The sequence below is a fragment of the Elioraea sp. Yellowstone genome (genome assembly GCF_006704265.1).
In the GTDB taxonomy this organism is placed as follows: domain Bacteria; phylum Pseudomonadota; class Alphaproteobacteria; order Acetobacterales; family Acetobacteraceae; genus Elioraea.
In genome coordinates, this window is the sequence record NZ_VIKA01000124.1 from 1 (window position 1) to 9,493 (window position 9,493).

The window sequence follows — 9,493 nt, forward strand, 5'->3', positions numbered from 1 at the left end:
ACCGTCAGCCGGAGCGGCCGCGACACCGACCCCGTCGCGAGCAGGCGCACGCCGGCATGCCGCCCCTTGCGCACGAGCCCGGCCGCGCGCAGCGCCGCCTCGTCGATCGGCTGCTCCGGGTCGAGCCGGCCCGCCTCGATCGCCCGCTCGAGGCGGGCGAGGTTCAGGGGCGAGTAGACCGTGCGGCTCAGCGGCTTGAAGCCGCGCTTCGGCAGGCGGCGGTAGATCGGCAGCTGCCCGCCCTCGAACCCGTTCAGGGCGACGCCGGTGCGCGCCTTCTGCCCCTTCACGCCGCGCCCCGCGGTCTTGCCCTTGCCCGAGCCGATGCCCCGGCCGACCCGCTTGAACTTCCGCCGCGCGCCCGGATTGTCGCGCAGTTCGTTGAGCTTCATCGCAGCTTCTCCCAAGGAGGCGCGGCGGGCTCAGCCCGCCACCTCCTCGACCTTCACCAGATGCGCCACCTTGCGGATCATGCCCCGGACGGCGGGCGTGTCCGCGAGCTCGCGCGTGCGGTTCATCCTGTTCAGGCCGAGCCCGATCAGCGTCGCGCGCTGGCTCGCATGCCGCTTGATCGGGCTGCCCACCTGCGTGACACGCACGCGCTTGGTCGTCTCAGGCATCCGCAGCCTCCCGCGTCTCGGGCGCGGCCTCGGCGCGCCGGCCGATCAGGTCCGACACCTTCTTGCCGCGGCGTGCGGCGACGCTGCGCGGGCTGTTGACGCTCTTCAGCGCCGCGAAGGTCGCCTTGACCATGTTGTGCGGGTTGGTGGTGCCGAGCGACTTCGCCACCACGTCGCCCATCCCCATCGTCTCGAACACCGCACGCATCGGCCCGCCGGCGATGATGCCGGTGCCGGCGGGGGCGGCGCGCAACACCACGCGGCCGGCGCCGAAATGGCCGATCACGTCGTGGTGCAGCGTGCGGCCCTCGCGCATCGGCACGCGGATCATCGCCCGCTTCGCCGAATCCGTCGCCTTGCGGATCGCCTCAGGGACCTCGCGCGCCTTGCCGGAGCCCAGCCCGACGCGCCCCTTCTTGTCGCCCACCACGACGAGCGCGGCGAAGGCGAAGCGGCGCCCGCCCTTCACCACCTTGGCGACGCGGTTGATCGCGACCAGCTTGTCGACCAGCTCGTCGCCGTCGCGCTCGCGCCGCTCGCCGCGGTCGCGGCCCTCCCTCGGTTCCCGTGCCATGCCTCAGGCCCCCGCGCTCAGAAGTCGAGCCCGCCTTCGCGGGCGGCATCGGCCAACGCCTTGACGCGGCCGTGGTAGAGATAGGCGCCGCGGTCGAACACCACGGCCGTCACGCCGGCCGCCTTGGCGCGTTCCGCCACCGCCCGGCCGACCGCCGCGGCGGCCGCCTTGTCGGCACCCGTGCGCAGGCTGCCCCGGAGCTCCGGGTCGCGCGAGGAGGCCGCCGCCACCGTCACGCCCCGCGCATCGTCGATCACCTGCGCATAGATGTGCTTGGAGGAGCGGAACACCGAGAGGCGCGGTCGGCCGCCGCCCTTCTGGCGCAGCTGGTAGCGCAGCCGCGCCTTGCGCCGCTCCTTGATGTCGAGCTTGGTCGCCATGGCTACTTCTTCTTCCCCTCCTTCCGGAGGATCACTTCGGTGTCGTACTTCACGCCCTTGCCCTTGTAGGGCTCGGGGCCGCGGAAGGCGCGGATCTCGGCCGCCACCTGGCCGACGCGCTGCTTGTCCACGCCCTCGACCCTGATCGAGGTCGGCTTCTCGCAGGTGATCCTGATCCCCTCGGGCACCGGATAGCGGATCTCGTGGCTGAAGCCGAGATTCATCACGAGTTCCTTGCCCTGCACCGCGGCACGGAACCCGGTGCCGTTGATCTCGAGCGTCTTGGCGAAGCCCTCGCTCACGCCCTTCACCATGCCGGCGACGATGCTGCGGGTGGTGCCCCACATCGCGCGCGCGCGCTTGCTCTCGTCGCGCGGCTTCACCACCACCGCGCCGTTCTCGACCGTGGCCTCGATCTCATCGGCGAGCGGCAGCCTGAGTTCGCCGAGCTTGCCCCTGGCCGACAGGACGCGGTTCGCGATCGCGACCGTGACGCCGGCGGGCAGCGGCACCGGATACTTCCCAACGCGGGACATCGTGACCTCCTCCCGCCTCAGAAGACGCGGCAGAGCACTTCGCCGCCCACATTGGCGGCGCGCGCCTCGACATCGCTCATCACCCCGCGCGGGGTGGAGAGGATCGAGACGCCGAGACCGTTGTAGACCCGCGGCAGCTCCTTGATCTTGGAGTAGACGCGCCGGCCGGGCGTGGAGACGCGGGTGATCTCCTTGATCACCGGCTCGCCCTCGGAATACTTGAGCTCGATCTCGAGCTCGCGCACGCCCGGACGCACCTCCACCACCTTCCAGGCGCGGATGTAGCCCTCGCGCTTCAGCACCTCGCAGACATTCGCGTGCAGCTTGCTTGCCGGCGCGCGCGTGGAGCTGCGCCGCGCGCGCTGCGCATTGCGGATGCGGGTGATCAGATCGCCCAGCGGATCGGAGATCGCCATGGTTCCTCTCCTCCGGCCCCTACCAGCTCGCCTTGACCATGCCGGGGATCTGCCCGGTGGAGGCGAGCTCGCGCAGGGCGACGCGGCACAGCTTGAACTTGCGGTAGTTGCCGCGCGGGCGGCCGGTGAGCGCGCAGCGCAGCCTGACGCGCGTGGCCGAGCCGTTGCGCGGCAGCGCGGCGAGCTTCAGCATCGCCGCGAAGCGCTCCTCGGGGCTCGCCTCCTTGCTGCGCAGCACGGCCTTCAGCGCCGCGCGCTTCGCCGCGTCGCGCTTGGCCATCCGTTCGCGCTTCCTGTTGCGCTCGACTGCCGATGTCTTGGCCATGAACTCTCTTGTCCTCCGAACCTGCCGGCACGCGCCGGTGGTCTTCCGAGCCTTTCCTCAGTTGGCGAAGGGCAGCGAGAACGCCTTGAGCAGCGCCTTCGCCTCCCGATCGGTCTTCGCCGTGGTGCAGATCACGATGTCCATGCCCCGCACCTTGTCGACCTTGTCGTAGTTGATCTCGGGGAAGACGATCTGCTCCTTGAGCCCCATCGCGAAGTTGCCGCGCCCGTCGAAGCCCTTGCCGGTGATGCCGCGGAAGTCGCGCACGCGCGGCAGCGCGATCGTCACCAGACGGTCGAGGAACTCGTACATGCGCGCGCGCCGGAGCGTCACCTTGGCGCCGATCGGCATGCCGGCGCGGATCTTGAACCCGGCGATCGCCTTCTTCGCCTTGGTCTTGACGGGCTTCTGTCCGGCGATCAGCGTCAGGTCGGCGACCGCCGCGTCGAGCTTCTTCGCATCCCCCGCGGCCTCGCCCACGCCCATGTTGATCACGATCTTCTCGAGCTTCGGCACCGCGAAGGGATTCGTGTAGCCGAACTCCTTCACCAGCTGCTCGCGCACCACGGTCTCGTAGTACTCCTGCAGCCGCGCCTTCGGGCGGGCCGCCTTCTCCTTGGCCTCTGCCATCGCCCCCTCCGTCACGCGTCGATCACTTCGCCCGAGGCCTTGGCGACGCGCACCTTCTTCCCGTCCTCGAGGATGCGGAAGCCGACGCGCGTCGGCCGGTCGGTCTTCGGGTCGATCAGCATCAGGTTCGAGAGGTGCACCGGCGCCTCCTTCTCGACGATGCCGCCCGGCTGGCCCATGCCGCGCGGCTTCTGGTGGCGCTTGACCAGCGCGACACCCTGCACCACCGCGCGGGACTCCTTCGGCAGCACCTTCAGCACCTCGCCCCGCTTGCCCTTGTGGGCGCCCGAGATCACCTCCACGCGGTCGCCCTTGCGGATCTTCGCGGCCATCACAGCACCTCCGGCGCGAGGCTGATGATCTTCATGAACTTCTTCGCGCGGAGTTCGCGCACGACGGGGCCGAAGATGCGCGTGCCGATCGGCTCCATCTGCTTGTTGATCAGCACCGCCGCGTTGCGGTCGAAGCGGATCGCCGAGCCGTCGGTGCGCCGCACGGGATAGGCCGTCCGCACGATCACCGCGTGGTGCACGTCGCCCTTCTTCACCTTGCCGCGCGGGATCGCCTCCTTCACCGAGACGACGATCACGTCGCCCACCGAGGCGGTCTTGCGCTTCGCCCCGCCCAGCACCTTGATGCACTGCACGCGGCGCGCGCCCGAGTTGTCGGCGACATCGAGGTTGGATTCGACATGGATCATGGCCGTGCGTCCCTCAGCCTGCGGCCTGCGCCGGCCCGGCGGCCAGCGGCGCGCCGTTGCGCTCGATCACCCGCCAGGTCTTGCGGGCGCTGATCGGGCGGCACTCCTCGATGCGCACCACGTCCCCCTCCCTGCACAGGTTGGCCTCGTCGTGCGCGGCATACTTCTTCGACCGGCGGATGAACTTCTTGTAGAGCGGGTGCATCACGCGACGCTCGACCAGCACCGTCACGGTCTTGTCCATCTTGTCGCTGACGACGCGGCCCGTCAGAACGCGCTTCGGCATGTCTCTCCCCCTCAGGCCGCCGAGCCCGCGGCGGCGGCGCGCTCGCCCAGGATCGTCTTGATGCGCGCGATGTCGCGGCGGATCACGCGGATGCGGTTGGTGCTCTCGAGCTGGCCGGTCGCGCGCTGGAAGCGCAGGTTGAACTGCTCGCGCCTGAGCGCGATCAGCATGTCCTTGAGCTCGTCCGGGCTCTTCGCCCGAAGATCAGCCGGCTTGGTCATCGCTCACCCCTCCAGCCCGATCCGCGCCACGACCTTGGTCTTGATCGGCAGCTTCGCCGCGGCGAGCTCGAGGGCGGAGCGCGCGACCTCGGCCGTGACACCGTCGAGCTCGAACATGATCCGCCCCGGCTTCACCCGGCACACCCAGAACTCCGGGCTGCCCTTGCCCGACCCCATGCGCACCTCCGCCGGCTTCTTCGATACCGGCACGTCGGGGAAGATGCGGATCCAGACGCGCCCCTGGCGCTTCATCTGGCGCGTGATCGTGCGCCGCGCCGCCTCGATCTGGCGCGCGGTGATCCGCTCCGGCTCCAGCGCCTTCAGCCCGTAGGAGCCGAAGTTCAGCGTGGTGCCGCCCTTGGCGTGGCCGTGGATCCGGCCCTTGTGGGCCTTGCGCCACTTCGTCTTCTTCGGCTGCAGCATCGTCGTCTACCTGTCGATCCTTGAACCGGCTCAGCGCTGCGGCGCCTGCTCGGCCGCGCGGCGGTCCATCGCCATCGGGTCGTGCGCCATCACCTCGCCCTTGAACACCCACACCTTGACGCCGCAGGTGCCGTAGGTGGTCTTGGCCGTGGCGATGCCGAAATCGATGTCCGCGCGCAGCGTGTGCAGCGGCACGCGCCCCTCGCGGTACCACTCGACGCGCGCGATCTCCGCCCCGCCCAGGCGGCCGGCGCAGTTGATGCGGATGCCCTGCGCGCCCAGCCGCATCGCCGACTGCACCGCGCGCTTCATCGCGCGACGGAAGCTCACCCGGCGCTCGAGCTGCTGGGCGATGTTCTCCGCCACCAGCACCGCCTCGATCTCGGGCTTGCGGATCTCGACGATGTTGAGCTGCACCTCCGCCCCGGCCAGGGCCTTCAGCTCCTGGCGCAGCTTCTCGATGTCCTGGCCCTTCTTGCCGATGATCACGCCCGGACGCGCGGCATAGATCGTCACGCGCGGCTTCTTCGCCGGACGCTCGACGACGACGCGGGCGACGCCGGCCTGGGCGAGCTTCTCGCGCAGGAACCGGCGCAGCTTCAGGTCCTCGTGCAGCAGGGCCGCGTAGTCCTTGTCGGCGAACCAGCGGCTGTCCCAGGTGCGGTTGATGCCGATCCGCATCCCGACCGGATTGACCTTCTGACCCATCTCAGCGCGCCCCCTCGCTCGCCGTCTGCGGGCGCTCGCGCACCACGATCGTCAGATGGCTGAACCACTTCTCGACGCGCGCCGCGCGCCCGCGGCCGCGCGCATGGAACCGCTTCATCACCACGGAGCGGCCGACCGTCGCCTCGCGCACGGTGAGCCGGTCGACGTCGAGGCCGTGGTTGTTCTCGGCGTTCGCGATCGCGGAATCGAGCGCCTTCCTCACCGCCTGGGCGATGCGCCGCTTCGAGAAGGTGAGTGCGGCGCGCGCCTCCGCAGCCGGCAGGCCGCGGATCATCCCGGCCACCAGGTTGAGCTTGCGCGGGCTGACGCGCAGGTTGCGCACCACCGCCTGCGCCTCCGTCTCAGCCAGCCTGCGCGGCATGCCGATCTTGCCCATCGCCTCAGCTCCGCTTCGCCTTCTTGTCCGCCGCGTGGCCCGAGAAGGTGCGGGTCGGGGCGAACTCGCCGAGCTTGTGGCCGACCATCTGCTCGGTCACCTGCACGGGGATGAACTTGCGGCCGTTGTAGACGCCGAAGGTCAGGCCGATGAACTGCGGCATGATCGTCGAGCGGCGCGACCAGGTCTTGATGATCTCGTTGCGGCCCGAGGCGCGCGCGGCCTCGGCCTTGGTGAGCAGGTAGCCGTCCACGAACGGCCCCTTCCAGACGGAACGCGGCATCGCTCAGCCCTTCGTCGCGTGGCGGCGGCGGATGATCAGCCCGTCCGTCCGCTTGTTCTTGCGCGTCTTCGCGCCCTTGGTCGGCTTGCCCCAGGGCGTCACCGGATGACGCCCGCCCGAGGTGCGGCCCTCGCCGCCGCCATGCGGATGGTCGATCGGGTTCATCGCGACACCGCGGTTGTGCGGCCGCCGCCCGAGCCAGCGCATCCGCCCGGCCTTGCCGAACTGCTGGTTGCTGTTGTCGGGGTTGGAGACCGCGCCGATCGAGGCCATGCACTCGGCGCGCACGGTGCGCAGTTCGCCCGAGGAGAGCTTGATCTGCGCGTAGCCCGCGTCCTTGCCGACCAGCTGCGCGTAGGTGCCGGCCGCGCGCGCGATCTTGCCGCCCGCGCCAGGCTTCATCTCGATGTTGTGGATGATGGTGCCGACCGGGATCGCGCCCATCGGCATCGCATTCCCCGGCTTGATGTCCGCGCGCGCGCCCGACACCACCGTGTCGCCCGCCTTCAGCCGCTGCGGGGCGAGGATGTAGGAGAGCTCGCCGTCCGCATACTTGATCAGCGCGATCCAGGCCGACCGGTTCGGATCGTACTCGATCCGCTCGACGGTCGCCGGCACGTCGAACTTGCGCCGCTTGAAGTCGATCAGCCGGTACGACCGCTTGTGCCCGCCGCCGCGGAAGCGCACCGTGATGTGGCCGTGGTGGTTCCGTCCTCCGGTCGAGGTCTTGCCGACGGTGAGCCCCTTGACGGGCTTGCCCTTCCAGAGCCCGGACCGGTCCACCAGCACCGTGCCGCGCAGGCTAGGCGTGACCGGCTTGAACTGCTTCAGCGCCATCGTTCCCCGCCCCCGCTCAGCTCAGGCCGGTCGTGAGGTCGATCGAGAAGCCGGGTGCGAGCCGCACCATCGCCTTCTTCCAGTCCGACCGGCGGCCCGGCCGGCCGCGGAACCGCTTGGCCTTGCCCTTCATGACGAGCGTGTTGACCGCCTGCACCTTGACGTTGAACAGCCCTTCCACGGCCGCGCGGATCTCGGGCTTGGTCGCGTCCAGCGGCACGCGGAACACCACCTGGTTCGCCGCCGTCAGCGCGGTCGCCTTCTCGGTGATCACCGGGCTCAGCACGACCTGGTACATCCGCTCCGGCGCGATCGCGCGCCCCCTCTTCGGCGCGGCCTCTGCGGTTTCGTCGTTCATGCCGCCTTCTCCCCAGCGCTCTCGGAGGCGCCGAGCCGCTGCGCCAGCCCCGCGACCGCCGCCCTCGTCACCGCCAGCACGTCGTGGCGGAGGATGTCGTACACGTTCGCCCCGATCGCCGGCAGCACGTCGAGGCCCGGAATGTTGCGGGCGGCGCGGGTGAAGCCGGGGTCGAGCTCGGCCCCGTCGATCACCAGCGCGGAACGCCAGCCGAGCGCTGCGACCTGCCTCCTGAGCGCCGCCGTCCTGCCGTCGGCGGCGGCGGCCTCGAGCACCACGAGCTTGCCCTCGCGCGCCTTCTGGCTGAGCGCCGAGATCAGCCCCAGCCGGCGCACCTTCTTCGGCAGCGCATAGCCGTGGTCGCGCACCACCGGGCCGTGCACCACGCCGCCCTTGCGGAACTGCGGCGAACGCAGCGAACCCTGGCGCGCGCGCCCCGTGCCCTTCTGCTTGTAGGGCTTCTTCGTCGTGCCGCTGACCTCGCCCATGCCCTTGGCCTTGTGCGTGCCGGCACGCCGCTTGGCGAGCTGCCAGTGCACGACGCGCGCCATGATGTCGGCGCGCGGCTCGGCGCCGAACAGCGCCTCGGGCAGGTCGAGCTCGCCGGCGGGCTGGTTGGCGAGCGTGATCACCGTCGTCTTCATCGCGTCCTCACGCCTTCACGCCGGCCGGCAGCGGCGCCTCCGCCGGGCGCGGCCGCTTGACCGCGTCGCGCACCAGCACGTAGGAGCCCTTCGCCCCCGGCACCGCGCCGCGCACCATGATCACGTTGCGCGCCGCGTCCACCTCGGCGACCTCGAGATTGAGCTTGGTCACCCGCTCGTCGCCGAGATGCCCGGCCATCTTCTTGTTCTTGAACGTCTTGCCCGGATCCTGGCGCTGGCCGGTCGAGCCGTGGCTGCGATGGCTGATCGACACGCCGTGCGACGCCTCCAGGCCGCGGAAGTTCCAGCGCTTCATCGCGCCCGCGAAGCCCTTGCCCTTGGTCGTGCCGGTGACGTCGACCTTCTGGCCCTTGACGAAGTGATCGGCCGAGAGCGTGGCACCCACCTCCGGCATCGCCCCCGGATCGACGCGGAACTCGACCAGCTTCGCCTTGGGCTCGACCTTCGCCTTGGCGAAATGGCCGCGCAGCGCCTTGCCCGTGTTCTTCGCCTTGGCCCGGCCGATGCCGAGCTGCACGGCCGCGTAGCCGTCCTTCTCCGGCGTGCGGTGCGCCACGACCTGCACGTCGTCGAGCAGCAGCACCGTGACGGGCACATGCGTGCCGTCATCGTTGAACAGCCGGGTCATGCCCAGCTTGCGTGCGATCACACCCGTGCGCATCACCCGGTCCTCAGACCTTGATCTCGACATCGACGCCGGCGGCGAGGTCGAGCTTCATCAGCGCGTCCACCGTCTGCGGCGTCGGATCGACGATGTCGAGCAGCCGGCGATGCGTGCGGATCTCGAACTGCTCGCGGCTCTTCTTGTCGATGTGCGGCGAGCGGTTCACGGTGAAGCGCTCGATCCGCGTCGGCAGCGGGATCGGGCCCCGCACCTGCGCGCCCGTGCGCTTCGCCGTGTTGACGATCTCCCGCGTGCTCGTGTCGAGCACGCGGTGATCATACGCCTTCAGGCGGATGCGGATGTTCTGGTTGTCCATGATCCCTCGCCTCGTGCGCACGCGGCCCGGCCGGAGGTGCGCGCGATGCCCTCTCCCTCGTCCGATCTCAAGCGGGCGTCACTGCACGATCTTGGTGACGACGCCTGCGCCGACGGTGCGTCCGCCCTCGCGGATGGCGAAGCGCAGGCCCTCG

General features: G+C 70.3%; 22 protein-coding genes. All 22 read right to left on the bottom strand.

Annotated elements, in window-relative coordinates:
- The coding region (gene rplO / locus FK498_RS14600; protein ID WP_141855769.1) for a 50S ribosomal protein L15 at window positions 1–392 on the bottom strand (392 nt) is incomplete at its 3' end.
- 30 nt (window positions 393–422) lie between these two features.
- Window positions 423–620, bottom strand: a complete 198-nt coding sequence (gene rpmD / locus FK498_RS14605) for a 50S ribosomal protein L30 (protein ID WP_141855771.1) — start codon at window positions 618–620, stop codon at window positions 423–425.
- Window positions 613–1,194 (bottom strand): 30S ribosomal protein S5, encoded by a 582-nt coding sequence (gene rpsE, locus FK498_RS14610; RefSeq protein ID WP_141855773.1) that lies wholly within the window; start codon window positions 1,192–1,194, stop codon window positions 613–615. The genes rpmD and rpsE overlap by 8 nt, the downstream gene beginning before the upstream one ends.
- A 17-nt stretch (window positions 1,195–1,211) precedes the next feature.
- A complete protein-coding gene (gene rplR / locus FK498_RS14615) occupies window positions 1,212–1,574 on the bottom strand; it encodes a 50S ribosomal protein L18 (protein ID WP_141855775.1) in 363 nt (120 codons plus the stop codon).
- A 2-nt stretch (window positions 1,575–1,576) separates the two neighbouring features.
- A complete protein-coding gene (gene rplF, locus FK498_RS14620; protein ID WP_141855777.1) occupies window positions 1,577–2,110 on the bottom strand; it encodes a 50S ribosomal protein L6 in 534 nt (177 codons plus the stop codon).
- A gap of 17 nt (window positions 2,111–2,127) precedes the next feature.
- Window positions 2,128–2,526: a 30S ribosomal protein S8 gene (rpsH, locus tag FK498_RS14625; protein ID WP_141855779.1), complete on the bottom strand. Its 399-nt coding sequence runs from the start codon at window positions 2,524–2,526 to the stop codon at window positions 2,128–2,130.
- Window positions 2,527–2,545: 19 nt separating this feature from the next.
- Window positions 2,546–2,851 carry a 30S ribosomal protein S14 gene (rpsN, locus tag FK498_RS14630; protein WP_141855781.1) on the bottom strand — a complete coding sequence of 102 codons (306 nt, stop codon included), beginning with the start codon at window positions 2,849–2,851 and terminating at the stop codon, window positions 2,546–2,548.
- Window positions 2,852–2,908: 57 nt separating this feature from the next.
- A complete protein-coding gene (rplE, locus tag FK498_RS14635; RefSeq protein WP_141855783.1) occupies window positions 2,909–3,481 on the bottom strand; it encodes a 50S ribosomal protein L5 in 573 nt (190 codons plus the stop codon).
- An 11-nt stretch (window positions 3,482–3,492) separates the two neighbouring features.
- On the bottom strand, window positions 3,493–3,813 hold the full coding sequence (gene rplX / locus FK498_RS14640; RefSeq protein WP_141855785.1) for a 50S ribosomal protein L24: 321 nt from the start codon (window positions 3,811–3,813) through the stop codon (window positions 3,493–3,495).
- A complete protein-coding gene (rplN, locus tag FK498_RS14645) occupies window positions 3,813–4,181 on the bottom strand; it encodes a 50S ribosomal protein L14 (protein ID WP_019014644.1) in 369 nt (122 codons plus the stop codon). The genes rplX and rplN overlap by 1 nt, the downstream gene beginning before the upstream one ends.
- A 13-nt stretch (window positions 4,182–4,194) precedes the next feature.
- Window positions 4,195–4,467: a 30S ribosomal protein S17 gene (rpsQ, locus tag FK498_RS14650; protein ID WP_141855787.1), complete on the bottom strand. Its 273-nt coding sequence runs from the start codon at window positions 4,465–4,467 to the stop codon at window positions 4,195–4,197.
- 11 nt (window positions 4,468–4,478) lie between these two features.
- Window positions 4,479–4,688 (bottom strand): 50S ribosomal protein L29, encoded by a 210-nt coding sequence (rpmC, locus tag FK498_RS14655; RefSeq protein ID WP_141855789.1) that lies wholly within the window; start codon window positions 4,686–4,688, stop codon window positions 4,479–4,481.
- 3 nt (window positions 4,689–4,691) lie between these two features.
- Window positions 4,692–5,111, bottom strand: a complete 420-nt coding sequence (gene rplP, locus FK498_RS14660) for a 50S ribosomal protein L16 (protein ID WP_141855790.1) — start codon at window positions 5,109–5,111, stop codon at window positions 4,692–4,694.
- 30 nt (window positions 5,112–5,141) lie between these two features.
- Window positions 5,142–5,819 (bottom strand): 30S ribosomal protein S3, encoded by a 678-nt coding sequence (rpsC, locus tag FK498_RS14665; protein WP_141855792.1) that lies wholly within the window; start codon window positions 5,817–5,819, stop codon window positions 5,142–5,144.
- A 1-nt stretch (window position 5,820) separates the two neighbouring features.
- Window positions 5,821–6,216 carry a 50S ribosomal protein L22 gene (gene rplV / locus FK498_RS14670; protein ID WP_141855794.1) on the bottom strand — a complete coding sequence of 132 codons (396 nt, stop codon included), beginning with the start codon at window positions 6,214–6,216 and terminating at the stop codon, window positions 5,821–5,823.
- A 4-nt stretch (window positions 6,217–6,220) separates the two neighbouring features.
- Window positions 6,221–6,499: a 30S ribosomal protein S19 gene (gene rpsS, locus FK498_RS14675; protein ID WP_141855796.1), complete on the bottom strand. Its 279-nt coding sequence runs from the start codon at window positions 6,497–6,499 to the stop codon at window positions 6,221–6,223.
- A gap of 3 nt (window positions 6,500–6,502) precedes the next feature.
- The gene (gene rplB / locus FK498_RS14680; RefSeq protein ID WP_141855798.1) at window positions 6,503–7,336 is read right to left on the bottom strand and encodes a 50S ribosomal protein L2; all 834 of its coding nucleotides are present in this window, start codon (window positions 7,334–7,336) and stop codon (window positions 6,503–6,505) included.
- A 16-nt stretch (window positions 7,337–7,352) separates the two neighbouring features.
- Window positions 7,353–7,694, bottom strand: coding sequence for a 50S ribosomal protein L23 (locus tag FK498_RS14685; protein ID WP_141855800.1), 342 nt, complete (start codon window positions 7,692–7,694; stop codon window positions 7,353–7,355).
- Window positions 7,691–8,338 carry a 50S ribosomal protein L4 gene (gene rplD / locus FK498_RS14690; protein WP_141855802.1) on the bottom strand — a complete coding sequence of 216 codons (648 nt, stop codon included), beginning with the start codon at window positions 8,336–8,338 and terminating at the stop codon, window positions 7,691–7,693. The genes FK498_RS14685 and rplD overlap by 4 nt, the downstream gene beginning before the upstream one ends.
- Before the next feature lie 7 nt (window positions 8,339–8,345).
- Window positions 8,346–9,020: a 50S ribosomal protein L3 gene (gene rplC / locus FK498_RS14695; protein WP_141855804.1), complete on the bottom strand. Its 675-nt coding sequence runs from the start codon at window positions 9,018–9,020 to the stop codon at window positions 8,346–8,348.
- A 10-nt stretch (window positions 9,021–9,030) separates the two neighbouring features.
- Window positions 9,031–9,339, bottom strand: a complete 309-nt coding sequence (rpsJ, locus tag FK498_RS14700; protein WP_114376492.1) for a 30S ribosomal protein S10 — start codon at window positions 9,337–9,339, stop codon at window positions 9,031–9,033.
- 78 nt (window positions 9,340–9,417) lie between these two features.
- Window positions 9,418–9,493, bottom strand: a 76-nt coding sequence (locus tag FK498_RS20230) for a hypothetical protein (protein WP_141855806.1), incomplete at its 5' end; no start/stop codon positions are given.

Excerpts from the sequence above, each read along its gene's own strand:
- rpmC (WP_141855789.1), bottom strand. The coding sequence starts at position 4,688 with ATGACCAAGCCGGCTGATCTTCGGGCGAAGAGCCCGGACGAGCTCAAG.
- rpsS (WP_141855796.1), bottom strand. The coding sequence starts at position 6,499 with ATGCCGCGTTCCGTCTGGAAGGGGCCGTTCGTGGACGGCTACCTGCTC.
- rplD (WP_141855802.1), bottom strand. The coding sequence starts at position 8,338 with ATGAAGACGACGGTGATCACGCTCGCCAACCAGCCCGCCGGCGAGCTC.
- rplX (WP_141855785.1), bottom strand. The coding sequence starts at position 3,813 with ATGGCCGCGAAGATCCGCAAGGGCGACCGCGTGGAGGTGATCTCGGGC.
- rplP (WP_141855790.1), bottom strand. The coding sequence starts at position 5,111 with ATGCTGCAGCCGAAGAAGACGAAGTGGCGCAAGGCCCACAAGGGCCGG.
- rplC (WP_141855804.1), bottom strand. The coding sequence starts at position 9,020 with ATGCGCACGGGTGTGATCGCACGCAAGCTGGGCATGACCCGGCTGTTC.
- rpmD (WP_141855771.1), bottom strand. The coding sequence starts at position 620 with ATGCCTGAGACGACCAAGCGCGTGCGTGTCACGCAGGTGGGCAGCCCG.
- rplF (WP_141855777.1), bottom strand. The coding sequence starts at position 2,110 with ATGTCCCGCGTTGGGAAGTATCCGGTGCCGCTGCCCGCCGGCGTCACG.
- rpsH (WP_141855779.1), bottom strand. The coding sequence starts at position 2,526 with ATGGCGATCTCCGATCCGCTGGGCGATCTGATCACCCGCATCCGCAAT.
- rpsN (WP_141855781.1), bottom strand. The coding sequence starts at position 2,851 with ATGGCCAAGACATCGGCAGTCGAGCGCAACAGGAAGCGCGAACGGATG.
- rplN (WP_019014644.1), bottom strand. The coding sequence starts at position 4,181 with ATGATCCATGTCGAATCCAACCTCGATGTCGCCGACAACTCGGGCGCG.
- rpsQ (WP_141855787.1), bottom strand. The coding sequence starts at position 4,467 with ATGCCGAAGCGCGTTCTGACGGGCCGCGTCGTCAGCGACAAGATGGAC.
- rpsC (WP_141855792.1), bottom strand. The coding sequence starts at position 5,819 with ATGGGTCAGAAGGTCAATCCGGTCGGGATGCGGATCGGCATCAACCGC.
- FK498_RS14685 (WP_141855800.1), bottom strand. The coding sequence starts at position 7,694 with ATGAACGACGAAACCGCAGAGGCCGCGCCGAAGAGGGGGCGCGCGATC.
- rpsE (WP_141855773.1), bottom strand. The coding sequence starts at position 1,194 with ATGGCACGGGAACCGAGGGAGGGCCGCGACCGCGGCGAGCGGCGCGAG.
- rplR (WP_141855775.1), bottom strand. The coding sequence starts at position 1,574 with ATGGCGACCAAGCTCGACATCAAGGAGCGGCGCAAGGCGCGGCTGCGC.
- rpsJ (WP_114376492.1), bottom strand. The coding sequence starts at position 9,339 with ATGGACAACCAGAACATCCGCATCCGCCTGAAGGCGTATGATCACCGC.
- rplV (WP_141855794.1), bottom strand. The coding sequence starts at position 6,216 with ATGGGCAAGATCGGCATGCCGCGCAGGCTGGCTGAGACGGAGGCGCAG.
- rplB (WP_141855798.1), bottom strand. The coding sequence starts at position 7,336 with ATGGCGCTGAAGCAGTTCAAGCCGGTCACGCCTAGCCTGCGCGGCACG.
- rplE (WP_141855783.1), bottom strand. The coding sequence starts at position 3,481 with ATGGCAGAGGCCAAGGAGAAGGCGGCCCGCCCGAAGGCGCGGCTGCAG.